Here is a 21,292-nt window from a genome sequence, read left to right as displayed (position 1 = left end):
GCACGTCGCCGCAATCGGCAACGTCCCCAAAATACAACGGCGCGAATAGTTTAGTTTCAGTTACGCGAGCATGAACGGCGGCGCGCCGGAGCCTAGAGTCGCTCGGCGCTCGACACGACGTCGCTGACGCGCAGGGCGGCGAGAATTCGCATCAGATGCTCGACGTCATGGACCTCGACGTCGAACATGAAGGTATGGAAGACGCCGTCGCGGGCGGTCTGCTCCATGCTGACGATGTTCGCGGCATCTCGGCCGATGATCCCCGCCACCGCCGCCAGCGAGCCGGGCTGGTTGGCGATGACGAGGCACAGCCGCGCGGTGCCGCCGTCGGTCTCGTCGCCCCAATGAAGGTCGACCCAGTCGGCATCCTGGCCGTCGGCGAGGCTGTCGCAGTTGATCGTGTGGACCTCGATCCCCACCCCCTCGCGCCTGAGGCCGACGATTCGGTCGCCCGGGATGGGGTGGCAGCATTCGGCGAGCTGGAAGGCGACGCCCGGGGTCAGTCCCTTCACCGAAATGGCGGTCCGCTGCGGCGGCGGCTTCGATCCGGTTCGGGTCGAGCCGGGCAGCAAAGCCTCCATCACCGCGACGTCGTCGATGCGCTTGGTGGCGATCGCCTCCATCAGCGCATTGTCGTCGGGCAGGTGGAGGCGCTTGAGCGCCTCGGCGATCGCTTCCCAGCCGAGCGGGTCGGGCAGGCGCTGGGTGATCTCGTCGAAGATCTTGCGGCCGAGCGCGATCGTCTCCTCGCGCTCCTTCGACTTCACCCAGCGGCGGATGTTGGCGCGCGCCTTGCCGGTGATCACGAAGCCGAGCCAGGTCGGCTGGGGATGCTGCGCCTTGGAGACGAGGATCTCGACCTGGTCGCCGTTCTCCAGCACGGTGCGCAGCGGCACCAGCCGGCCGTTGATCTTGGCGCCAACGGTCTGGTCGCCGAGATCGGTGTGGACGGCATAGGCGAAGTCGACCGCGGTGCCGCCCTTGGGCAGCTGGATCAGCTCGCCCTTCGGCGTGAAGGCGAAAATCCGGTCCTGGTACATCGCCATGCGAGTATGCTCGAGCAGCTCCTCGGCCGTCGCCGCATGGTCGAGAATCTCGACGAGATCGCTGATCCAGGGATGCTGGGTGTGCGCAGCATCCTTGCCTTCCTTGTACGCCCAGTGGGCGGCGAGGCCGAACTCGGCCTGGGCATGCATCTCCCGGGTGCGGATCTGCACCTCGATGCGCATCCGCTCGTCGTGGATCACGGTGGTGTGGAGCGAACGGTAGCCGTTGCGCTTGGGAGTCGAGATGAAGTCCTTGAAACGCCCCGGCACGACCGGCCAGCGCTGGTGGATCAGCCCCAGCGTGCGATAGCAATCCTCGACGCTGTCGACGATGCAGCGGAAGGCCATGACGTCCGACAGCGCCTCGAAGCTGACGTGGCGCTCGGCCATCTTGCGCCAGATCGAATAGGGATGCTTCTCGCGGCCCTTGACCTCGGCGTCGATGCCGTTGGCCTCCAGGTGCGCATTGATGCCGCGGCCGATGCGGGTGATGAGGTCGCCGCCGCCGCCCGAGCGCAGCTGCTCAAGCCGCTTGGTGATCGATTCATAGGCCGCCGGCTCGAGTTCCTTGAACGCGAGCGTCTGCATCTCGGTCATGAACTCGTACATGCCGATCCGCTCGGCGAGCGGCGCATAGATGTCCATCGTCTCGCGGGCGATGCGGCGGCGCTTCTCGTCATTCTTGATGTGGTGGAGCGTGCGCATGTTGTGGAGCCGGTCGGCGAGCTTCACCAGCAGCACGCGGATGTCGTCCGACATGGCGAGCAGGAACTTGCGCAGATTCTCCGCCGCCCGCTGGCTCTCGGTCTGTGCCTCGATCTTGCTGAGCTTGGTCACGCCGTCGACGAGGCGGGCGACGTTGGGCCCGAACAGCTTCTCCACTTCCTCATGGGTCGCGACCGTGTCCTCGATCGTGTCGTGGAGGATGGCGGTGACGATCGTCTCGTCGTCGAGATGGAGGTCGGTGAGGATACCGGCGACCTCGATCGGGTGGCTGTAATAGGGGTCGCCCGAGGCGCGCTTCTGAGTGCCGTGCTTCTGCATCGAAAAGACGTAGGCGCGGTTCAGCATCGCCTCGTCGGCGTCGGGATCATAGCCCCGGACCTTTTCGACCAGCTCATATTGTCTCAGCACCGGGCTAAGATGGGGTGCGCAGCGGCCGCGATGCAAACGGAAATGTTGGAAAGCCGCGCGTTACCGTGATTCCCCCGCCCGCCCGGCTAGGTTGCGGATCGGGACGCAAAAGCGCATGGTCCGGCGCAGATCAAAAGAATACGGGATGCCGCGATGCTGGATATCGATCGCCACCGCGAGATGCTGCGGCAATGCTCGATCGCGGCGGCCCTGGACACGGTCGGCGAGCGTTGGTCGTTCCTGATCCTGCGCGGCGCGTTCAACGGCCTCAAGCATTTCGAGGAATTCCAGTCGACGCTGGGCATCGCCCGCAACATCCTGTCGAACCGCCTCGCCCGGCTCGTCGAGCACGGCATCCTCGAGCGCGAGCCGGACCCCGCCGACCGGCGCCGGATTTCCTACCGCCTGACCGAGAAGGGCCGCGACCTGCTGCCGGTGCTGCTGTCGCTCCGTCAATGGGGCGAGAAGTGGATCAATTGCCGGCCGAGCAACCCGGTCCTGGTCGACCGGGTCACCCGCCAGCCGATCGCCGAAATGGCGCCGCGATCCGCCGACGGCCGGATCCTCAAACTCGGCGACATGGAATGGATCGACCGCAGCGAGCTGGACGGCCTCGCCAACCAGGCCGCCTAGGCCTTGATCGCCAGCGGAAGGCTGTCGAACAGCATCGCGTCGCCGCCGCGCCCCGCCTGCTCGATCTGAAGAATCCTGAACTTCGTCGTCACCCCGCCGGGGGCTGAGAAGCCGCCGCTGCGGCCGCTGCTCGCCAGCACGCGGTGGCAGGGAACGATGATCGGCACCGGGTTGCGGCCCATCGCCATGCCCACCGCCCGCGCAGCGCCCGGCGCCCCGGCGCGTGCGGCCAGTTCGCCATAGGTGACGGTCGCACCGGTCGGCACCTCGCGCAGCAGCGCGTAGATCTGGCGCTCGAAGTCGGGACAGGAATCGAGATCGACCGGGATGGCCCTGAGGTCGACTGCCTCACCATCAAGCAGCCGCTGGACCAGGGCTATCGCGTCCGCCGCCGGGCCGTCCGGCTCCGCCTCGGCGGCGCCCGGGTTTCGCCGGATCAGGTGGCGAACCGTCGCGGCGTCACCTTCGCCGGGAAGTGCCGTGGATACGACAAGGCCGCTGCGCCAGGCTATGCCGCAGCGGCCGATCGCCGTGTCGAAGACTCTGTAATGGGCGGCCTCGGTCATGGGCCGCTCACCGGTTACTCGTAGTCGCCGGACATGTTGGTGTTGCGCGGCGGGGCGGCGGCGGTGAGACGAAGCGCCTCGGCCGACTGGCTCAGCGAGCCGACCTCGTCCGCGACGTCGTCGTCGTCCAGCTGGACGCGCTGCAGGCCGGAGACCAGCGCTTCCTCGAGGTCGCGCGGCTTCACCGTGGTCTCGGCGATCTCGCGCAGGGCGACGACCGGGTTCTTGTCGCGGTCGCGATCGATGGTCAGCTCGGCGCCGCCCGAAATCTGCCGCGCCCTCTGGGCGGAGAGCAGAACGAGATCGAACCGATTGGGGATCTTGTCGACACAATCTTCGACAGTAACGCGCGCCATGAAGCGACTCCGAAAGAAACTGGCCCTGTTGGGAAGCGGCCGCGGCTAGCAGCGAGCCTCTCTAGAGTCAATGTAGGAGGCCTGAGCCCGGAGCGCCAGTGGCGCCCCGAACCTCACACCCGCATCGGCATGAGGACGTAGAGCGCCGGGGCGTTGTCATTCTCGCGCAGCAGTGTCGGCGCGGCGGCATCGGCGAGGTGGACCTCGACGACGTCGCCGTCGATCTGGCCGAGGATGTCGAGCAGATAGCGGGCGTTGAAGCCGATCTCGATCCCCTGCGCGGCATAATCGGCCGGCACTTCCTCCGCCGCGGTGCCATTTTCGGGCGACGTCACCGAAAGCGTGATCTTGTCGCGGTCGAGAGTCATCTTGACGGCGCGGGTGCGCTCGCTGGCGATGGTCGACACGCGGTCGACGCCTTCCTCGAAGCTGCGCGGATCGAGCTTCAGCAGCTTGTCGTTCGCGGTCGGGATGACCCGGCTATAGTCGGGGAAGGTGCCGTCGATCAGCTTGCTGGTCAGCACCGCGTTGCCGAGGCCGAAGCGGACCTTGGATTCAGACAGCGACACCTCGACGGTGCCGTCGACCTCGTCGAGCAGCTTCCTGAGTTCCGCGACGCATTTGCGCGGGATGATCACGCCCGGCATCGCCTCGGCGCCGTCCGGCCGGGCCACGGTGACCCGGGCGAGGCGGTGGCCGTCGGTCGCCGCCGCCCTCAGCTCGCCGTCGGTGACGTGCAGGTAGATGCCGTTGAGATAGTAGCGCGTCTCCTCGGTGGAGATGGCGAAGCGGGTCTTGTCGATGATCTGGCGCAGAGTCGCGGCCGGCAGCTCGAAGCGGGTCGGCAGCTCGCCCTCGGCGATGATCGGGAAGTCGTCGCGCGGCAGCGCGGCCAAGGTGAAGCGGGCGCGTCCCCCGATGATCTGCATGCGCCCTTCCGCGGCGGTCAGCTCGACCTGGCTGCCTTCGGGCAGCTTGCGGACGATGTCGAACAGGGTGTGGGCGGGGACCGTGGTGGCGCCGGCATCACTGACCTGCGCCTCGACCGTCTCGTTGATCTGCAGGTCGAGATCCGTCGCCATCAGGCGCAAACCGCCGTCAGCCGATGCTTCCAGCAGCACGTTGGACAGGATCGGAATGGTGTTGCGCCGCTCCACCACGGAATGGACGTGGCCGAGCCCCTTCAGAAGAGTCGCCCGTTCGATCGTCGCCTTCATGCTAACCCCTGCTTACCCGCTCATGTGGTTTGTCGAAGGGTTATAGCGGGCGATGCGGCCCTCGCCAGTGGATTATGCGAGCAAAAAGAAGGCCGGGGCGCCCGCCAGCGCCCCGGCCCATTTCACGCGCTTTTTAGAAGCGCAGGCCGAAGCCGGCCATCACCTGGTGGCGGTCGACGTCGACGTCCAGCTCGAGCGGGTCGCCGCCGGTCACCTCGTCGTCGATGCGCAGCGAATTGTAGTTGGAATAGCGATATTCCACTTTGGCGAAGGCATTGGAGCCGATCGCCTGCTCGACGCCGGCGCCGACGCGCCAGCCGTCGAGCGTCGTGTCCTCTTCGAACACGTCATTGTTGGATTCGAAGCCCGCCTCGACCGCGGCATTGGTGTAGCCGCCCTTGGCGTAAAGCAGGGTCTGCGGAGTCACCGGAACGCCGATGCGCGCGCCGACATAGATGTCGCGGCCGGTCTCGAAACGGCCGACATAGTTGACGCCGTCGATCGTCTCGTCGAGGTCCTGCTCGCCGCTCGAATCGCTGAGCTCCGCCTCGGCGCCGAGCACCACGCCGCCGAGATCGAAATCATAGCCGACGCCGACGCCGTAGCCGACGCCGTCGACCGTCTCGTCGAACTGGCCTTCGGTCTCGCCGGAGCGGATCGAATCGTAGCCGACAAGGGCTTCGACGCGCGGACCGCTGAACGGCGAATCCTGGGCGGCGGCGATGGTGGGGGTCAGCGCGGTGCCGGCAACGAGCGCGGCGGCAACATACTTCAACATGAAATCACTCCTGATATGCAACTGGTCCTTGCGGACGCGGCCTCCCGAAAGCGCGAGCGCGCCGGAAAGTTGCATGAACGGGAGATAAACGGGTCGCAGCGTTGCCGATTCGACACCGGTTGTCCGCAGGTCGGGGCATGAAGAAAGGGCCGGATCCTCGCGGACCCGGCCCCCCTCCCGTCTCCCCAACGGAAGCTCGTGATTAGAAGCGCAGGCCGACGCCCGCGACCGCCTGATGACGGTCGATGTCGCCCTCGTAATTGGAGTAGCGATATTCGGCGCGGACGAAGGCGTTGCGAAGGAAGTCCCATTCGACGCCGGCCTTCAGGCGGAAGCCGTCGGCCTCGTCGGTGAGGTCGAAGTCGTCGGTGGTGCCGGGCAGGTTGGCGTCATAGGTCGCCCGGAACTCGGCGTTGGTGTAGCCGCCGCCGGCATAGAGGAACACGTCGCGGTTCGGGCCGACGCGGGTGCCGAAGCGGGCGCCGACATAGATGTCGCGGCCGGCCTCGAGGCACAGCACGTCGCCGGCGCGGACGACTCCGGCCTCGCACTCGTCGACGCTCGACGAGCTCAGCTCGACTTCCGGGCCGACATAGAAATTGGTGCCGAGCTGGAAGTCGTAGCCCGCGGTGACGCCGTAGGCCACGCCGTCCGAGCCGTCGACGTCGCCCTGAACGGTGTCGTAGCCGACGATCGCGCCGACATGGAAACCGCCGCGATTGTCGTCGTCCTGGGCCATCGCCGGAGTGGCCATCGCGCCGGTGAGCAACGCGGCGGCAAGCAGAGTCTTACGCATGAAAGAAATTCCCCTTCGCTCTCGATCTTGGTTGAGCCGCCGATCGGGAGGACCGGCGGCAGCGCCGCCTCTGACGGGCGGGCCTGGAGCGGCTTCAAGCAGGGGTGTTGTGGTCCGGCATGGCAGTGTCGATAAGTGCGACAAATGCTTCGACCAATCGGATTCGTCATTTTCGTCGCAGGATTTGCAGCTTCCGCTGCGGCTCAGCCGCGCGCGCTCGGCGTGTTCGGCGTCTGGGGCGCGTTCGAGGACGGCGGCCGCTGCTATGCCATCGCCGAGCCCGTTCGCCAGTCGGTGCGCGGCACGCGTCCTTATGCGTCGGTCGGCAACTGGCCCGGGCGCGGCGTCCGCGGGCAGCTCCATGTCCGGCTCAGCGGCGAGAAGCGCGACCGCTCGGCGGTCCTGCTGCGGATCGACGGGCGCAGCTTCCAGCTCACCGGCCAGGGGTGGGACGCCTGGGCGTCCGACGCCCGCGCCGATGCCGAGCTGCTCGCAGCCATGCGGACCGGGATCGCGATGACCGTCGAGACCCGTTCCGCGAGCGGCCGACTGATCCGGGACCGGTATCAGCTGCGCGGCGCGGCGAGCGCGATCGACGCCGCCGCGCTCGCTTGCCTGCGGGGATAACTGGCAAAATCGCGCCGATGCACCTACATGGCGCAAATGTCCGCACCGATGGCTATTCCGGGTCTGATCGACCCCGTCCCTGTTCCGCGTCCTGAAGCGGAGGCCGGCGCGCGCGTCGAGCTGGTCGGCAAGTCCAAGGAACAGATCCGCGAGGCGTTGGCCGAGGCGGGCATGGACGCCAGGCAGGCGAAGCTTCGCGCGAAGCAGATCTGGCACCAGATCTATAATCGCGGCGCGACCTCGTTCGAGGTGATGAGCGACATCGCCAAGCCGCACCGCGCCTGGCTCGCCGAGCGGTTCAGCGTCGGCCGGCCCGAGGTCGTCGTCGAGCAGGTGTCGACCGACGGCACCCGCAAGTGGCTCCTCAAGACCCATGACGGCCATGATTTCGAGATGGTGTTCATCCCCGACGCGGACCGTGGCACCTTGTGCGTGTCGAGCCAGGTCGGCTGCACCCTCAATTGCCGCTTCTGCCACACCGGCACGATGCGGCTGGTGCGCAACCTCGATCCGTCGGAGATCGTCGGCCAGGTCATGCTCGCCCGCGACAGCCTCGGCGAATGGCCGAGCCAGCCGGAAGGCCGCCTGCTCAGCAACATCGTGATGATGGGCATGGGCGAGCCGCTCTACAATTTCGACAATGTCCGCGACGCCCTGAAGATCGTCATGGACGGCGACGGCCTCGCGCTCAGCAAGCGCCGGATCACTTTGTCCACCTCCGGCGTGGTGCCGATGATGGCGCGCGCCGGCGAGGAGATCGGGGTCAACCTCGCCGTCTCGCTCCACGCGGTGACCAAGGAGATCCGCGACGAGATCGTGCCGCTCAATCGCAAATACGGCATCGAAGAGCTGCTCGAGGCGTGCGCGGCCTATCCCGGCGCCAACAACGCCCGCCGGATCACCTTCGAATATGTGATGCTGAAGGACAAGAATGACAGCGACGAGGACGCCCGCGAGCTCGTCCGCCTGATCCGCAAGTACAAGCTGCCGGCCAAGGTCAACCTGATCCCGTTCAACCCGTGGCCGGGCGCGCCCTACGACACCTCGACCAACGAGCGGGTCGAGCGGTTCAGCGACATCATCTTCGAGGCCGGCATCTCGGCCCCGATCCGCCGCCCGCGCGGCCGCGACATCATGGCCGCCTGCGGGCAGCTCAAGTCTGCGGCCGAGAAGAAGACCCGCGCCGAGCTGGACCGGATCGCGGCGGAAAAGCAGGCTCAGCTGGAGCAGGCCGCCGCCTGACGCGCGGAGTTGCGCTCGGGATCGCAGCGGCTATTGAGACGCCATGCTTTCTCAACGCACGCGATATACAATCCGGGCGCTGCTCCACCTCGCCGACCGCCATGGCGAAGGGCCGGTTCAGCTGGCGGAGATCGCTGACGCGCAGAACATCCCGCCCAAGTTCCTGACCGTCATGCTGTCGAGCATGCGCCGCGCCGGCCTGGTCGAATCGCTGCGCGGCCGCGAGGGCGGCTACTGGCTTGCCCGCGAGCCCGACCAGATCACCTATGGCGAGATCGTCCGGCTGACCCGCGGCTCGCTCGGCCTGCTGCCCTGCGCGAGCCGGCTCGCCTATCGCAAGTGCGAGAATTGCGTCACCGAGGATCAGTGCCGCCTGCGCCGGGCCATGCTGATGGTCCGCGACGAGACCGCGCGAATCCTCGACCACCTCACCCTGGCCGATCCGCTGCCGGCCGACGAGCCCCAGGGCGTCGAGCCGGAAATCATCCCCGAGCCGGCCGCCTCCGCCGGCTGAGCGCGGCCTAGAGCACGATCCGAAACAGCCCGCCGCCGTCCGGGGCCTCCGCCGCGGCGATCGAGCCGCGATGGGCGAGGACGACCTGGCGGGCGAGGCTGAGGCCGACGCCGGTGCCTTTTTGCTTGGTCGTGAAGAAGGGCAGGAACACGTCCTGGCGCAGGCTCTTGGGCACGCCGGGACCGTTGTCGGCGACGTCAATGCTCACCTCGCCGCTCGCGAGCAGCTGGATCGACAGCGACACGCGCGGCGCATCGCCATGTCCACGCGCCGCCTCCGCGCCGTTCTTGAGCAGGTTGATCAGCACCTGGCAGAGCAGATCGGGGTCGGCCTTCATGCCGAGGGTGGGCGGATCGACCTCCATTTCGAAAGCGACGCCCTCGGCCGCCGGCAGCGCGCCGAACAGCCGTCCCAGTTCCTGCGCCCAGGGCAGCACCGCGAAGCTCTTGAGCTTGAGCTCGGGCGCGCGGCTGATCTGGCGGTAGCTTTCGACGAAGCTCATCACGCCGTCGGCGCGGCGCGACAGCGTCTCGACCGCCATCCGGGCGTCGGCGATGTCGCGATTGTCGCCCTGGTCGACGCTCTTCATCAGATCGACCGCACTGTGCGCGAGCGAGGTCACCGGCGTGATCGAGTTCATGATCTCATGGGTGAGCACCCGGATGAGGTCGCTCTGCGCGGCGATCTCGACCGCGTTCAACTCGCCCTGGATCGGCTGTACCGCGACGACCCGGACGAGGCCGCCCAAGCGCTGGACGATGGCAGCGCTTACCATCACGGTCTGCGGCAGGCCTTCGGTGACCAGCGGCACCAGCCGCGGGCGGCCAACCGCGCCGCCGCCCAGCGCCTGGGCGAAGGTCTCGCCATAGACGGCGAAGTCCTCGGCGCGGACTCCGCGGTGGCGGACGAGCAGCCGGCGCGCCGCCTTGTTGGTCAGCTCGACCTTGCCGTCGGCATCGACGGTGAGCAGCGCGGTCGGGGCGTCGTCGAGCACCGCCTCGTAGAATCGGGTCGCCTCGTTCAATTCGTGCCGTTCCGAGCGCAGCTTGCGGATCGCCTGGTCGAGCGCCTCGCCCAATTCGCCGAAGCCGGTGCCGTGGTCGCGATGCTCGAAGCCCTGGGCGAAGTCGGCGAAGCGCACCGAATCGATGAATCGGGCGAGCTCGACATTGGTGAGGCGAACGAAGCGCAGCAGCCAGAAGAAGGCGCCGAGGACCAGAAGAGCCGCGACGACCTTGGCGGCGCCCAAGTCCTCGCGCTGAAGCGATGCGACGAACAGGAAGACCGTCCCCACCAGGACGACGAGGCGGATCGCCACCCCGGCGACGAAGTTGCGCTGACCGATCACTCGAAGAACGCCCTACAGCCCATGCTTGTCCATGCGCCGGTAGAGCGAGGCGCGGGTGAGGCCGAGCTCCTGGGCGGCGAGCGAGATATTGTAATGATGCTTCTTGAGCGCCTGCTCGACCATCTGCTTCTCGGCCCGCTCGAGATTGAGATTGTCGGGCTCCGCGGCGGCGGCCGGAACCGGAGCGGCGGCGGCGGGAACAGGCGCCCGCATCGAACCCGAGTTGCCGCGCGGCGCCAGCGAGAAGTCGTCCGCCTCATAGGCATCGCCCTGGGCCAGAATCACCGCCCGCTCGCAGCTGTGGCGGAGCGCTCGGACGTTGCCGGGCCAGTCATAGGATTCGAGCGCCACCGCCACGGCCGGCGGCAGGTCCCGCACCTCTTTCCCGTACTTCTTGGCATATTGCTCGAGGAAGGTCCGGGCGAGGAGCAGGATGTCCTCGCGCCGCTCGCGCAACGGCGGAAGCTCGATCTCGACCGTGTTGAGGCGGAACAGAAGGTCCTGGCGGAAGCGATGCTCGTCCGACAGCGCCGAGGGCGACAGGTTGGTCGCCGCGACGACCCGGATGTCGACGGGCACCTGCTTGTTGGCGCCAACCGGGACGACCTGGCGCTGCTCGAGCGCGGTGAGCAGCTTCGGCTGGAGATGGAGCGGCAGATTGCCGATCTCGTCGAGGAACAGGGTGCCGCCGTCCGCGGCCTGGAGCCGGCCGATCCGGTCCGCCTTGGCGTCGGTGAACGCCCCTTTGACATGGCCGAACAGCTCTGAATCGAACAGGCTCTCGGCGACCGCGCCGAGATCGACCGAGATCATGACATTGTCGGCGCGGCGCGAGCGGCGGTGGATCTCGCGGGCGACCAGCTCCTTGCCGGTGCCGTTCTCGCCGAGGATGAGGACGTTGGCGTCGGTCGGCGCGGCGCGCTCGATCAGCGAATAGACCCGCGCCATTGCCGGCGACTGGCCGAGGATCGGGCTGGTCCCGCTTCCCGCCGGCGACGCGGCGACCACCGCTTTCTGGTGCTCGGTCTGCGCCTCGACGCGGCTGTTGCGCAGCGCCGCCGCGGTGCGGACGGTGGCGAGCAGGCGCTCGTTCGACCAGGGCTTGGACACGAAGTCGGTGGCTCCGCGCTTCATCGCCTCGACCGCGACCTGGACTCCGGCATGGGCGGTGATCATCACCACCACGGCCTGCGGATCGGCCTTCAAGATCTCGGCGAGCCAGTGGAAGCCCTCGGCGGCGTTGGTCGCGCCGCGGCCGAAATTGGCGTCGAGCAGGACCACGTCGGGGGTCTCGGCGCGCATCGAGTCCATCGCCTCCTGCGGCACCTGGAAGGTGGCGACGTCGCCGAACATGTCGCGCAGCAGAAGCCGTGCGGACAGCAGGATGTCCGGATCGTCGTCGATGACGATACAGCGTGAATAGCGCGCCGGCCCAGCCATTTGCCCCCTGTCCTCCCGTTGCGTTCGATATCGGACAATCAAGGACCGTGCCAGTGTCCGCCCGCGGACGCCCGGATGCCGCGAAACCGCCTCGAGGCGTACCTTACACAGTGCGGAGAAGTTGGCACGGTTCGTGCGGATAGGCCGGCGACGGCAATCGCGCCGTGCATCGCGGAGGTCCTCATGGACAAGATCGAGAACTTCATCTTCAGCGTGGCGCTGATTGGCGCCGGCCTGATCACCCTAGTCACCCTGCCGCTGGCGTGAGCCGGACCCAAGTGTCCGAAGCCGAACGCAAGTGTCCGTTTTCGAACAATCGGGGCGCGCGATGAGCGTCGTCCGCCTCGGCAAGCGCGAGGAGGCCGCGGTCAGCGGCGGCGCGATGGACAAGGTCGTCGCCCGCCGCGGCCTCGCGCCGCGGACGAAGCTGGCGATCGGCGGCGCCGTGCTTCTGGCGCTCGCGCCCGCCGCTTATTTCGCCGCGCCCGCCCGCAACAGCCAGACGGTGACCGCCGAGCGGCTGACGATCTCGGCGGTCAATCGCGGCACGTTCGAGGACTTCCTGCCGCTGCGCGGCCGGGTGACTCCCTCGCTCACGGTCTTTCTCGACGCGGTCGAAGGCGGCCGGGTCGAGCGCATCCTCGTCGAGGACGGCGCCATCGTCGCGGAGGGCCAGCTGCTCGCGGTCCTGTCCAATTCCGACCTCCAGCTGAACGTGCTCGCGCGCCAGACCGAGGTCACCCAGCAGATCAATTCGATGCGCAGCCAGGAGCTGGCGCTGTCGCAGACCCGCCTCGCCAACGAGCGCGCGCTGATCGACGCCCAGCTCACCGCGCAGACCGCCCGCCGCCAATATGAGGTCCAGGCGCCGCTCGCCGAGCGCGGCTTCGTGCCCGGCCGGGTGATCGCCGACAGCCGCGACACCTATCAGGCCGCCCAGCGCCGCGCCGAGGTGCTTCGCCGCCAGCAGGCGACCGACGAGCGGCTCCAGTCGCAGCAGCTCGCCCAGCTGCGCTCGTCGGCGAGCGCCTTGAACGACAGCCTCGGCCTCGCCCGCGCCAGCCTCGACGCATTGAACCTGCGCGCGCCGGTGTCGGGCCAGCTCACCTCCTTTTCGATCCAGGTCGGCCAGTCGCTCCAGCGCGGCGAGCGGCTCGGCCAGATCGACAGCGCCGGCCGCAACAAGCTCGTCGCCCAGGTCGACGAATTCTATCTCGGCCGGGTCGCCGAGGGGCAGACGGCGATCGCCGAGCAGGGCGGCCGCCGCTACCGGCTGCGCGTCCAGAAAATCTATCCGCAGGTCCAGAACGGCAGCTTCACCGTCGATCTCGCCTTCGTCGACGCCGAGCCGCGCGACCTCCAGCGCGGCCAGACCGTGCAGCTGCGCCTCACGCTCGGCGACCCGTCGCCCGCGCTGCTCCTGCCCAACGGCGCCTTCTACAACGAGACCGGCGGCAACTGGGTGTTCGTGGTGTCGCCGGACGGCAGCACCGCGGTTCGCCGCAACGTCCGGCTTGGCCGCCGCAACGCCAATTTTGTCGAAGTGCTCGAGGGTCTCGACCCCGGCGAGCGAGTGATCACCTCACCTTATACCGGCTTCGCCGAGCGCGACCGGCTGGATCTCACACAATGACGGGGGAAGGAGCCAAGGCCATGCTCAGCGCGAGCAAGATTGACGACCAGATCGACGACGTGCCGGCCGCCCATGGCGACGGCGCCTCCGGAACGATGCTGAGCATGCGCGGCCTATCGCGCGTCTACCGCACCGACACGGTCGAGACGACCGCGCTCGACGGCATCTATCTCGACGTCGCCGAGGGCGAGTTCGTCGCGATCATGGGCCCGTCCGGCTGCGGCAAGTCGACCCTGCTCAACGTCATCGGAATGCTCGATAGCCCGACCGACGGCTCCTATTTGTTCGACGGCACCGAAGTGTCGAAGATGAGCGAGAGCAAGCTCGCCGACTTCCGCAAGCGCAACATCGGCTTCATCTTCCAGAGCTTCAACCTGGTCGACGAGCTCAGCGTGCGCGAGAATATTGAGCTCGCGCTTCTCTACCACAACGTCCCCGCGGCCGACCGCCGCGCCCGCGTCGACGCGGTGATGGACAAGGTCGGCATCGCCCATCGCGCCCGCCACCGGCCGAGCCAGCTGTCGGGCGGCCAGCAGCAGCGCGTCGCCGTCGCCCGCGCGCTGGTCGGCGCGCCCAAGCTGATCCTCGCCGACGAGCCGACCGGCAACCTCGATACCGCCCATGGCGAGGAGGTGATGCGGATGCTCCAGGCTTTGAACCAGGAGGGCTCGACCATCGTCATGGTGACCCATTCGCCGGCCCATGCCGATTATGCGAGCCGGGTCGTCAACATGCTCGACGGCCGGGTGCTGGTCGAGCACCGGCGCGCCGCGTGACCGGGGCAGGCAGGGGGAGACGCTGACATGTGGCGCAATTACGCGATCGTGGGGCTGAGGGCGCTGGCCAAGAACCGCACCTATGCCTTCATCAACATCTTCGGCCTGGCGATCGGTCTTGCCGCCTGCCTGATGCTGCTCCTCTACGTCCGCTACGAGCGCAGCTACGATTCCTGGCTGCCCAATGCGGAGAATGTCTACCAGATCCAGAGCTCGTTCCGCGACCCGAACACCGGCGAGGAAGGCCTGTTGCAGATGTCGCCCTATGTCGCCGGGCGGACCATGGCGGCCGACTTCCCGCAGATCGACAAGAAGGTCTATGCGCTGTCGGCCTCGCCGGTCGTATCGCTGAACGGCGAGGCGCTGCCGACCGAGCACGTCGTCTATGTCGACGGCAATCTGTTCGACATCCTTCAGGTGCCGTTCGTTCAGGGCGACCCGCGCAGAGCGCTCAACGATGCCGGGTCGGTGGTCCTGAGCGAGACCGAGGCACGGCGCTATTTCGGCGAATCCAATCCAATCGGCCGGACCCTCACCCTGATCGCGCGCGGGCAGAGCACCGACCATCGAGTCACCGGCGTGATGCGCGATCTGCCGCGCAATTCGCACCAGCGGCTCGACATGGTCGTCCGCTTCGACCCGCAGACCTATTTCGCCGAAACGCCCGACTTCCTCACCCAGTGGGGCGCCAATTCGGGCTGGACCTATGTGACCCTTCGGCCCGGCACCGATCCGGCCGCGATCAACGACAATCTCGGCCCGTGGGAAGAGCGCAACATCCCGGACCAGCAGTTCGGCGACCAGATGCTCAACCAGGGCGACTTCGCCGACTGGCGGCTGGTCAACGTCCGCGACATCCATCTCGGCACGTCGCAGGGCGGCGCGGTCACCGCCGGCAATGACGAGCGCACCATCCTCACCTTCACGGTCGTTGCGTTCCTGATCCTGGGGATGGCCTGCATCAACTTCACCAATCTCGCGACCGCCCGGGCCAGCGCCCGCGCCCGCGAGGTCGCCCTGCGCAAGGTGCTCGGCGCCAGCCGAAGCCAGCTGATGACCCAGTTCCTGATGGAATCGGTGCTGGTCGCCGGCTTCGCCATGCTGCTCGCTCTGGCCATGGCCGAGCTTCTGCTGCCGGCGCTCGGCCGCTTCCTCGATGCCGACCTCGCGATGACCTATGTCGGGGCGGACGGCATGCTTCTGCCGATCGTGCTGCTGACCGTCCTGGTCGGCGCGGCCGGCGGCGTCTACCCGGCCATCTACCTGTCGCGCTTCCAGCCGGCGCAGGTGCTGAAAGCCAACAAGTCGACCGCCGAGGCGTCCGGTTCCGGCGTGCTGCGCAGCGCGCTGGTCATCGGTCAGTTCGCCGTGTCGATCGGCCTCATCATCTGCACCGCGGTCGTCTACGGCCAGACCGTCTATGCGCGGACCGCCGATCCCGGCTTCCAGCGCGAAGGCCTGCTCCAGGTCGAGGGCCTGAACCGCCGCCAGATCATCGACCGCTCCGAAGCGATCGCGCGCGAGATCGCCCGGGTGCCGGGCGTGCGCTCGGTCGCCCGCACCGGCATCGGCATCGATCCCCAGAACCAGGTCGGCACGGTGATCCAGGTTCCCGGCCGCCACATCCCGGTCGGAATGGGCAGCTATCTCGTCGACGAGAGCTTCTTCCGCACCCTCGGCGCCCCGATCCTCGCCGGCCGCGAGCTGTCGGCGAACCGCGAGATGGACGTCGTGCCGCTGCCGCTGTTCCCGACCCCGGAGCAGGAGCGGGCGTTCGCGGCGCGCGGGATCAACGTCGTGATCAACGAGCGCGCCGCGCGCGACCTCGGCTTCTCCAACCCGTCCGAGGCGGTCGGAGCGCAGCTGCGCATGGGCCTGGTGCGGCCGGAGAACGGCCTCGTCCCGATCACCATCGTCGGCCTGGTCAAGGACACCCGGCTGCGCTCGATCCGCGAGCCCTTGGAGCCGATCGCCTTCGCGCTCGGCACGTCCGGCTTCACCACCCTCGTGGTGCGCTACGAAGACCCCGAGCCCAATGCGGTGCGCGAGCGGGTCGAGCAGGTCTGGCGCCGGCTCGCCCCCGACGTGCCGTTCGAGGCGGAGTTCAGCGACGACATCGTCGCCGAGCTCTACCAGGGCGAGGAAGCGCGGGCGCGGGTGTTCGCCGGCTTCGCGGCGCTGGCGGTGATCGTCGCCTGCCTCGGCCTGTTCGGGCTCGCCGCCTTCACCGCCGAGCGGCGCACCAAGGAGATCGGGATCCGCAAGGTGCTGGGCGCGCGCACCCGCGACATCGTCCGGCTGCTCGCCTGGCAATTCTCCAAGCCGGTGATCATCGCCAACCTGATCGCCTGGCCGACCGCGTGGTGGGCGATGCGCGACTGGCTCAACACGTTCGACACCCGGGTCGACCTTGGAGTGACGCCCTTCCTGCTCGCTGGCCTGCTCGCGCTGGCGATCGCGATCGGCACCATCGCCGGCCACGCCCTTCGCGTCGCCCGCGCCAACCCCATCCACGCTTTGCGCTACGAATAGGAACCGGAACGATGAGCGAGATGATGCTGCCTCTCATCCTTGCCACCGCGATTGTCCTCGTCACCGCCATGGTCTGCCTCTCGGCGTTGCGGGCCTGGCGGGGCTGGCTGGAGCTCAAGCGCCTCCAGCTGGGCGCCAAGCCAGCGGCGGCCAATGACGATGACGATATGGAGACGCCCGCGACCCTGATCGAGCTCGCCTCGGTCAAGGAAAGGCTGCGCCGCCTCGAGGCGATCGCCAACGGCGTCGAACTCTAGGATCCTCCCCTCCAGCCTTTGCTGGAGGGGCCGGGGGTGGTTCTTCTCTTTCCTCAAGGAAGTAAGGGCCACCCCCAGCCCCTCCGCGAAGGCGCGGAGGGGAGTCTAGTCCAGCAACTCCAGGGTCGCCGGGTCCGGTTCGCCGCCATGGAAAGCGTCGAGGGCGCGGCGGTAGCGATCGTCCGGTGCGACCGCGTCGAACAGGGTCATCGACGAGCGGAACTTGACGGCGTCGATGCCGCCGAAAATCTCCTCCGCGCTCAGCCGGCTGGCATGGCTCAGCACCGCGTCGGTTGCTTCGGCGAGGCGGGGGCCGAGCAGGTCGTGAGCGAGATAGGCCGCGGCTTCGGCCCGCGAGCGGATCGCATAATGCTGCGACATCGCGCTCATCCCGAGGCCGGCGACCTGGGGGAAGACGAACCACATCCAGTGGCTCTGCTTGCGGCCTCGGCGCAGCTCTTCGAGGGGCGCGGGCCAGACGTCCGCCTGGGCGGCGACGAAGCGGCCAAGGCCATAGGGGTCGTCCAACCCTAGCAGCCGCCGCAATCGCGATCGGCGCCGAGCTCGATCTGGAGCGTGACATGGCCGATGCCGAAGCGCTCGCGGAGCTGGAGCTGGACATCGGCCAGAAAGGCATCGCCGGGATGGCCGCCGGGCATCGTGAGGTGGGCAGTCAGCACCGTGTCCGTCGTGCTCATCGCCCAGATGTGCAGGTCGTGGACTCGAATGACACCCCCCATCCCTTCGAGATGAGCCTCTACGGCCTCGGGATCGATGCTGCGCGGCACGCCGCCGAGCGCCATCGCCGTCGATTCCCGCGCGAGGTCGACGGTGGCGAGGAAGATCAGCGCGGCGACGACGAGACTCGCCACCGGATCCACCCACAGCCAGCCCGTCGTGGCGATGAGGATTCCGGCGATCACCACGCCGGCCGAGACGAGGGCGTCGGCGACCATGTGGAGATAGGCGCCGCGCACGTTGAGGTCGCGGGTGCGGCCGCGCGCGAACATCCAGGCGGTGACGCCGTTGATGACAATTCCGATCGACGCGACGATGATCACCGTCCCGCCCTCGACGAGGTCCGGGATGATCAGCCGCATCACCGCATTGTAGACGATGAAGGCCACCGCCACGAGCAGGATGACCGCGTTGGCGAGGGCGGCAAGGATGGTGGTCCCGCGAAGGCCGTAGCTGAACCGCCGGCTCGGCGGCCGCTTGGCGAGCACGGTCGCGCCCCAGGCGAGGACGAGGCCGAGCACGTCGGACAGATTGTGGCCGGCGTCGGCGAGCAGGGCCATCGAGTTGGCCCAGAAGCCATAGGCACCCTCGATGACGACGAAGCCGAGGTTGAGTGCGATACCGATCGCGAAGGCGCGGCCGAAATCGGCCGGCGCGTGGCTGTGCCCGTGGCCGTGACGATGCGCATGGCCATGGCCGTGATGGTCGTGGCCGGCATGGTGGTGGGCGTGCGCCATGGCCGATGCTTAGCGGAAGGTCGGGCCGTGATGCTAGGACATGCGTGGCGAGAACCATCGCGGCGCCGGCTCGTTGGGGGAAGGACACCGACATGAGGAGGCGATCCGATGCCCAAGTTGAAGCCGCTCGCCGAGCAGGTCGTCGTCATCACCGGCGCGTCGAGCGGCATAGGCCTCGCGACCGCGAAGATGGCGGCCGCGCGCGGCGCCCGCGTGGTGCTTGCGGCGCGGACCCGCGAGGCTCTGGCGCAGGCGGTCGACGAGATCAACCAGGCCGGCCCGGGCCATGCCAGCTTCGTCGAGGCCGACGTGAGCCGCGCCGAGGATCATGAGAAGATCGCCGTCCATGCCCGCGAGCGCCATGGTCGCATCGACACCTGGGTCAACAATGCCGGCGTTCTGATCTTCGGCTATCTCGAGGAGACCGCCGAGGCCGACATGCGGCGGCTGTTCGACGTCAATTTCTGGGGCAGCGTGCACGGATCGATGGTCGCGGTGCGCCACCTGCGCCAGGGCGGCGGCGGCGCTCTGATCAATGTCGGAAGCGTCGAATCCGACCGCTCGCTGCCGCTCCAGGGGATCTATGCGTCGAGCAAGCATGCGCTGAAGGCGTTCACCGAAACCCTGCGCATGGAGCTCGAGGAGGAAGGCGCGCCAATCTCGGTGACCCTGGTCAAGCCGGCGACGATCGGCACGCCGCTGCCCCAGCATGCCATGTCGGTGCCGGGCGTCGAGCCGAATTTCCCGCCGCCCGTCTATGCGCCGGAGGAAGTCGCCGCCTCGATCCTCGCCGCCGCCGAGCGGCCGATGCGCGAGACCTTCGTCGGCGGCTCGGCGCGGATGATCAGCACCCTGTCGGCGATCGCGCCGCGAACGCTGGACTGGATCAGCGAGAAGTTCCTGGTGTCGGGGCAGATAAGCGATCGTCCCGCCGCCGAGGACAATCTCTATGCCGGCCAGGGCGAGGCGAGGGTGCGCGGCGAGCATGACCATGTCATCCGCCCCAGCCTCTATTCGAAGGCGGCGCGGCATCCGCTGGCGACGCTTGCGGTGGCCGGCGGAATCGCGGCGGGCGCGTTCCTGCTCACCAAGTGGCGGAGCGAGACCGGAATGGAACGTGGATCGGAAGTGGAGGAGCCGCCGCTTGAGGGCGTGTGAGGGCCGGCTGGGCCTCTGCCCGCCGGCCGGCGGTCGAACTTAGTCGGCCAGCCAGGCGACGAGCAGATAGGCCATCAGGGTGATCGGCCCGAAGAAGACCAGCGCCATCACGGCGATGCCGCGGATCAGCGTGGGATCGTAGTCGATCGAGCGGGCAAGACCTGAGCAAACCCCAAAGACTTTCCCGCCGACCGGGTCGCGTGCGTAAGGTGTGTCCATAGCGATGTTTCCTTATGGACGTGTCGTCGAAGCGGCTTCAGGCGATCGGAAGGACGGGGCCGATGGCGGCGGTGACGAACAGGAAGCTGACGAGAAGCGCGGAAACCGAAGCGAAAGCGCGCTGGCTGAGGGTGGTGGTGGCAGTCATTTGAAGTCTCCTTGAACCTGCCGGTCGGACCATCCGCCGGCATGCTAGGAACTTTGCAGACGCCGTGCCAAAGTGAATTTACCGCGGTTTTCCGCCATTTTTGGAAAATACGGAAAAAATCCGACCCAGGCTCGCGCCACGGATTGGGAATATTCGCCAACTTGCGGCGACCACGCGCGGCCATTGCTGTCCATGTCCGGACAAAGTGTCCGGAAGCGAACAGTCAGCGCGGCTCGGATTCCAAGAACAGGTAGGAGCGGTCGAAGTCGGCGAGCTTTTCCAGGCCCGCCAAGTCGTGAATCTCGACCAGCGCATTGCGGAAGGTCACCAGCCCGCGGTCGCGAAGCTCGCGCAACATGCGGTTGACGTGCACCGAGGTGAGGCCGGCGACGTCGGCAATGTCGATCTGGGTGATCGGCAACGCGAAGCTCAGGCCGTCCACCTCGTTGACCAGGCTGAGCCTGGTGTAGAGCTCGCACATCAGATGGGCGATGCGCGCGACCGCGCTTCGCCGCCCGACCGACAGCATCCGCTCGCGCTGGATCGCGGAATCGATCAGGGTCGACAGCCACAGCATGCGCAGGAGATGCGGCTGCTCCTCGCTGATCCGCGTGAGCCGCTCGTGGGGCACGAAGGCGATTCGGGTCGGCGCCAGAGTACCGACATTATGTTCGAGCCGCTTCAGCAGGAAGCCGTGAAGATCGGTGAAGTCGCCGGCGACATGGATGTCGGTGATCTGGCGCTGGCCGTTGCTGAGATCCTTGTAGCGCGCGACGAAGCCCGACACGATCAGCATCGACTGGTCGAGCTTCTGGCCCGCGGCGACGAGCGTTCGACCGAGCGGGACGTCCTCGACCCGGGCGGCGGCGTTGCGCAGGATGTCGGCCTCCGCGTCGGTGACCTCGTCGCGGACGCGCAGCTTGTGGACGAGGCAGCCGACCGGGTCCTCGGCCGCGACATCGAGAGTGGGCGCGTTGCTGCTCATGACCGGGCGGCGGGCTCGCGCGCCGGCCGGACGCCGGCTGCGGCCAGTTCGGGACCGATCCGGCCGGTCAGCCACAGCCACCACATCCTGAAGTCCGCGCGCAGCGACCAGGACGGATAGGTGAAGGTAGCGGGGCGATTATGCTCGGCGAGGGCATGGCCGGCCCAGGCGAAGCCGTAGCCGGCGACCGGCAACGCGGCGAGCAGCCACCATGTCCCGCTTGCAACCGCTCCAATCGCGATCGCGACGACCAGGCTTGTGCCGACATAATGATAGGCGCGGGTGGTCGGCCGAGAATGCTCGCGCAAATAATGCGGCCAGAATTCTGCGAAGCTCGTGTAGCGCGTCATGGTAGGATCACCTCGCCGGGTCAGACGCGGTCTATGCCGGTTGCCGCTGCCTTTCCAGCCCC

At 67.8% G+C, this 21,292-nt stretch carries 23 protein-coding genes; 10 read left to right on the top strand and 13 right to left on the bottom strand.

The features are described 5' to 3' along the window. Positions 1–92: 92 nt before the first annotated feature. Positions 93–2,180 carry a bifunctional (p)ppGpp synthetase/guanosine-3',5'-bis(diphosphate) 3'-pyrophosphohydrolase gene (locus G7B71_RS01915; RefSeq protein WP_166037289.1) on the bottom strand — a complete coding sequence of 696 codons (2,088 nt, stop codon included), beginning with the start codon at positions 2,178–2,180 and terminating at the stop codon, positions 93–95. 153 nt (positions 2,181–2,333) lie between these two features. Between G7B71_RS01915 and G7B71_RS01910 the strand changes: the two genes are divergently transcribed. Then, positions 2,334–2,813 (top strand): helix-turn-helix domain-containing protein, encoded by a 480-nt coding sequence (locus tag G7B71_RS01910; protein WP_243406049.1) that lies wholly within the window; start codon positions 2,334–2,336, stop codon positions 2,811–2,813. On the opposite strand, the gene G7B71_RS01905 is transcribed toward G7B71_RS01910, so the two are convergent. From G7B71_RS01905 to G7B71_RS01885, 5 genes are all read right to left on the bottom strand, one after another. Beyond that, positions 2,810–3,379, bottom strand: coding sequence for a methylated-DNA--[protein]-cysteine S-methyltransferase (locus G7B71_RS01905; protein ID WP_166037287.1), 570 nt, complete (start codon positions 3,377–3,379; stop codon positions 2,810–2,812). The two genes, G7B71_RS01910 and G7B71_RS01905, sit on opposite strands and share 4 nt — an antisense overlap. A 14-nt stretch (positions 3,380–3,393) precedes the next feature. Next, the gene (rpoZ, locus tag G7B71_RS01900) at positions 3,394–3,735 is read right to left on the bottom strand and encodes a DNA-directed RNA polymerase subunit omega (RefSeq protein WP_166037285.1); all 342 of its coding nucleotides are present in this window, start codon (positions 3,733–3,735) and stop codon (positions 3,394–3,396) included. A 113-nt stretch (positions 3,736–3,848) separates the two neighbouring features. Then, entirely contained in the window at positions 3,849–4,952 is a 1,104-nt protein-coding gene (gene dnaN / locus G7B71_RS01895) for a DNA polymerase III subunit beta (RefSeq protein WP_166037283.1), read from the bottom strand. A gap of 133 nt (positions 4,953–5,085) precedes the next feature. Beyond that, positions 5,086–5,730: an outer membrane beta-barrel protein gene (locus G7B71_RS01890; RefSeq protein ID WP_166037281.1), complete on the bottom strand. Its 645-nt coding sequence runs from the start codon at positions 5,728–5,730 to the stop codon at positions 5,086–5,088. A 202-nt stretch (positions 5,731–5,932) separates the two neighbouring features. Continuing rightward, on the bottom strand, positions 5,933–6,526 hold the full coding sequence (locus tag G7B71_RS01885) for a porin family protein (protein WP_166037279.1): 594 nt from the start codon (positions 6,524–6,526) through the stop codon (positions 5,933–5,935). A gap of 144 nt (positions 6,527–6,670) precedes the next feature. Here G7B71_RS01885 and G7B71_RS01880 point away from each other — a divergent pair, with 144 nt between their 5' ends. From G7B71_RS01880 to G7B71_RS01870, 3 genes are read left to right on the top strand one after another with little or no spacing between them, the layout of a single operon-like run. Next, complete coding sequence (locus G7B71_RS01880; RefSeq protein WP_166037277.1) at positions 6,671–7,153, top strand: hypothetical protein; 483 nt, start codon at positions 6,671–6,673, stop codon at positions 7,151–7,153. A 48-nt stretch (positions 7,154–7,201) separates the two neighbouring features. Beyond that, complete coding sequence (rlmN, locus tag G7B71_RS01875) at positions 7,202–8,395, top strand: 23S rRNA (adenine(2503)-C(2))-methyltransferase RlmN (protein WP_243406048.1); 1,194 nt, start codon at positions 7,202–7,204, stop codon at positions 8,393–8,395. A 43-nt stretch (positions 8,396–8,438) separates the two neighbouring features. After that, on the top strand, positions 8,439–8,909 hold the full coding sequence (locus G7B71_RS01870; protein ID WP_166037273.1) for an Rrf2 family transcriptional regulator: 471 nt from the start codon (positions 8,439–8,441) through the stop codon (positions 8,907–8,909). Positions 8,910–8,916: 7 nt separating this feature from the next. On the opposite strand, the gene G7B71_RS01865 is transcribed toward G7B71_RS01870, so the two are convergent. Together G7B71_RS01865 and G7B71_RS01860 are read right to left on the bottom strand one after the other, a co-directional pair. Continuing rightward, entirely contained in the window at positions 8,917–10,257 is a 1,341-nt protein-coding gene (locus G7B71_RS01865; protein WP_243406047.1) for an ATP-binding protein, read from the bottom strand. A 12-nt stretch (positions 10,258–10,269) separates the two neighbouring features. Continuing rightward, positions 10,270–11,697 carry a sigma-54 dependent transcriptional regulator gene (locus tag G7B71_RS01860; RefSeq protein WP_166037272.1) on the bottom strand — a complete coding sequence of 476 codons (1,428 nt, stop codon included), beginning with the start codon at positions 11,695–11,697 and terminating at the stop codon, positions 10,270–10,272. Positions 11,698–11,772: 75 nt separating this feature from the next. On the opposite strand from G7B71_RS01860, the gene G7B71_RS01855 reads away from it, so the two are divergent. The 5 genes from G7B71_RS01855 to G7B71_RS01835 all read left to right on the top strand — a co-directional run bounded on the left by G7B71_RS01855 (position 11,773) and on the right by G7B71_RS01835 (position 16,895). Continuing rightward, on the top strand, positions 11,773–11,964 hold the full coding sequence (locus G7B71_RS01855) for a hypothetical protein (RefSeq protein ID WP_166037270.1): 192 nt from the start codon (positions 11,773–11,775) through the stop codon (positions 11,962–11,964). Positions 11,965–12,025: 61 nt separating this feature from the next. Then, on the top strand, positions 12,026–13,330 hold the full coding sequence (locus G7B71_RS01850; protein WP_243406046.1) for an efflux RND transporter periplasmic adaptor subunit: 1,305 nt from the start codon (positions 12,026–12,028) through the stop codon (positions 13,328–13,330). Between the two features lie 95 nt (positions 13,331–13,425). Next, on the top strand, positions 13,426–14,106 hold the full coding sequence (locus G7B71_RS01845) for an ABC transporter ATP-binding protein (protein ID WP_166037357.1): 681 nt from the start codon (positions 13,426–13,428) through the stop codon (positions 14,104–14,106). A 27-nt stretch (positions 14,107–14,133) separates the two neighbouring features. Next, on the top strand, positions 14,134–16,638 hold the full coding sequence (locus G7B71_RS01840; RefSeq protein WP_166037268.1) for an ABC transporter permease: 2,505 nt from the start codon (positions 14,134–14,136) through the stop codon (positions 16,636–16,638). Positions 16,639–16,649: 11 nt separating this feature from the next. After that, the gene (locus G7B71_RS01835; protein WP_166037266.1) at positions 16,650–16,895 is read left to right on the top strand and encodes a hypothetical protein; all 246 of its coding nucleotides are present in this window, start codon (positions 16,650–16,652) and stop codon (positions 16,893–16,895) included. A 105-nt stretch (positions 16,896–17,000) separates the two neighbouring features. Here the strand turns inward: G7B71_RS01835 and G7B71_RS01830 are convergent, their stop codons facing one another. Both G7B71_RS01830 and G7B71_RS01825 read right to left on the bottom strand, forming a co-directional pair. Beyond that, positions 17,001–17,423, bottom strand: a complete 423-nt coding sequence (locus tag G7B71_RS01830; RefSeq protein ID WP_166037264.1) for a DUF1810 domain-containing protein — start codon at positions 17,421–17,423, stop codon at positions 17,001–17,003. 2 nt (positions 17,424–17,425) lie between these two features. Further along, positions 17,426–18,370 (bottom strand): cation diffusion facilitator family transporter, encoded by a 945-nt coding sequence (locus G7B71_RS01825; RefSeq protein WP_166037263.1) that lies wholly within the window; start codon positions 18,368–18,370, stop codon positions 17,426–17,428. 108 nt (positions 18,371–18,478) lie between these two features. Here G7B71_RS01825 and G7B71_RS01820 point away from each other — a divergent pair, with 108 nt between their 5' ends. After that, positions 18,479–19,528 carry an SDR family oxidoreductase gene (locus G7B71_RS01820; RefSeq protein ID WP_166037260.1) on the top strand — a complete coding sequence of 350 codons (1,050 nt, stop codon included), beginning with the start codon at positions 18,479–18,481 and terminating at the stop codon, positions 19,526–19,528. Positions 19,529–19,567: 39 nt separating this feature from the next. Here G7B71_RS01820 and G7B71_RS01815 read toward each other — a convergent pair whose 3' ends face one another. From G7B71_RS01815 to G7B71_RS01805, 3 genes are all read right to left on the bottom strand, one after another. After that, the gene (locus G7B71_RS01815) at positions 19,568–19,747 is read right to left on the bottom strand and encodes a PspC domain-containing protein (protein ID WP_166037258.1); all 180 of its coding nucleotides are present in this window, start codon (positions 19,745–19,747) and stop codon (positions 19,568–19,570) included. 371 nt (positions 19,748–20,118) lie between these two features. Then, a complete protein-coding gene (locus G7B71_RS01810; RefSeq protein WP_166037256.1) occupies positions 20,119–20,880 on the bottom strand; it encodes a Crp/Fnr family transcriptional regulator in 762 nt (253 codons plus the stop codon). Next, complete coding sequence (locus G7B71_RS01805; RefSeq protein ID WP_166037254.1) at positions 20,877–21,230, bottom strand: DUF962 domain-containing protein; 354 nt, start codon at positions 21,228–21,230, stop codon at positions 20,877–20,879. The genes G7B71_RS01810 and G7B71_RS01805 overlap by 4 nt, the downstream gene beginning before the upstream one ends. Positions 21,231–21,292: the final 62 nt, after the last annotated feature.

This window comes from Sphingosinicella sp. YJ22 (assembly GCF_011320075.1).
In the GTDB taxonomy this organism is placed as follows: Bacteria; Pseudomonadota; Alphaproteobacteria; order Sphingomonadales; family Sphingomonadaceae; genus Allosphingosinicella.
The sequence above is the reverse complement of the archived record's forward strand: the minus strand, read 5'-3'. Positions and strand labels throughout refer to the sequence as shown.

What these genes read in the sequence shown, in the direction of transcription:
- G7B71_RS01910 (WP_243406049.1), top strand. Translation starts at nt 2,334, where the DNA reads ATGCTGGATATCGATCGCCACCGCGAGATGCTGCGGCAATGCTCGATC.
- G7B71_RS01850 (WP_243406046.1), top strand. Translation starts at nt 12,026, where the DNA reads ATGAGCGTCGTCCGCCTCGGCAAGCGCGAGGAGGCCGCGGTCAGCGGC.
- G7B71_RS01840 (WP_166037268.1), top strand. Translation starts at nt 14,134, where the DNA reads ATGTGGCGCAATTACGCGATCGTGGGGCTGAGGGCGCTGGCCAAGAAC.
- G7B71_RS01805 (WP_166037254.1), bottom strand. Translation starts at nt 21,230, where the DNA reads ATGACGCGCTACACGAGCTTCGCAGAATTCTGGCCGCATTATTTGCGC.
- G7B71_RS01815 (WP_166037258.1), bottom strand. Translation starts at nt 19,747, where the DNA reads ATGGACACACCTTACGCACGCGACCCGGTCGGCGGGAAAGTCTTTGGG.
- G7B71_RS01860 (WP_166037272.1), bottom strand. Translation starts at nt 11,697, where the DNA reads ATGGCTGGGCCGGCGCGCTATTCACGCTGTATCGTCATCGACGACGAT.
- G7B71_RS01855 (WP_166037270.1), top strand. Translation starts at nt 11,773, where the DNA reads ATGCCGCGAAACCGCCTCGAGGCGTACCTTACACAGTGCGGAGAAGTT.
- dnaN (WP_166037283.1), bottom strand. Translation starts at nt 4,952, where the DNA reads ATGAAGGCGACGATCGAACGGGCGACTCTTCTGAAGGGGCTCGGCCAC.
- G7B71_RS01880 (WP_166037277.1), top strand. Translation starts at nt 6,671, where the DNA reads ATGCTTCGACCAATCGGATTCGTCATTTTCGTCGCAGGATTTGCAGCT.
- G7B71_RS01820 (WP_166037260.1), top strand. Translation starts at nt 18,479, where the DNA reads ATGCCCAAGTTGAAGCCGCTCGCCGAGCAGGTCGTCGTCATCACCGGC.
- rlmN (WP_243406048.1), top strand. Translation starts at nt 7,202, where the DNA reads ATGGCTATTCCGGGTCTGATCGACCCCGTCCCTGTTCCGCGTCCTGAA.
- G7B71_RS01890 (WP_166037281.1), bottom strand. Translation starts at nt 5,730, where the DNA reads ATGTTGAAGTATGTTGCCGCCGCGCTCGTTGCCGGCACCGCGCTGACC.
- G7B71_RS01885 (WP_166037279.1), bottom strand. Translation starts at nt 6,526, where the DNA reads ATGCGTAAGACTCTGCTTGCCGCCGCGTTGCTCACCGGCGCGATGGCC.
- G7B71_RS01810 (WP_166037256.1), bottom strand. Translation starts at nt 20,880, where the DNA reads ATGAGCAGCAACGCGCCCACTCTCGATGTCGCGGCCGAGGACCCGGTC.
- G7B71_RS01825 (WP_166037263.1), bottom strand. Translation starts at nt 18,370, where the DNA reads ATGGCGCACGCCCACCACCATGCCGGCCACGACCATCACGGCCATGGC.
- G7B71_RS01845 (WP_166037357.1), top strand. Translation starts at nt 13,426, where the DNA reads ATGCTGAGCATGCGCGGCCTATCGCGCGTCTACCGCACCGACACGGTC.
- G7B71_RS01870 (WP_166037273.1), top strand. Translation starts at nt 8,439, where the DNA reads ATGCTTTCTCAACGCACGCGATATACAATCCGGGCGCTGCTCCACCTC.
- rpoZ (WP_166037285.1), bottom strand. Translation starts at nt 3,735, where the DNA reads ATGGCGCGCGTTACTGTCGAAGATTGTGTCGACAAGATCCCCAATCGG.
- G7B71_RS01905 (WP_166037287.1), bottom strand. Translation starts at nt 3,379, where the DNA reads ATGACCGAGGCCGCCCATTACAGAGTCTTCGACACGGCGATCGGCCGC.
- G7B71_RS01835 (WP_166037266.1), top strand. Translation starts at nt 16,650, where the DNA reads ATGAGCGAGATGATGCTGCCTCTCATCCTTGCCACCGCGATTGTCCTC.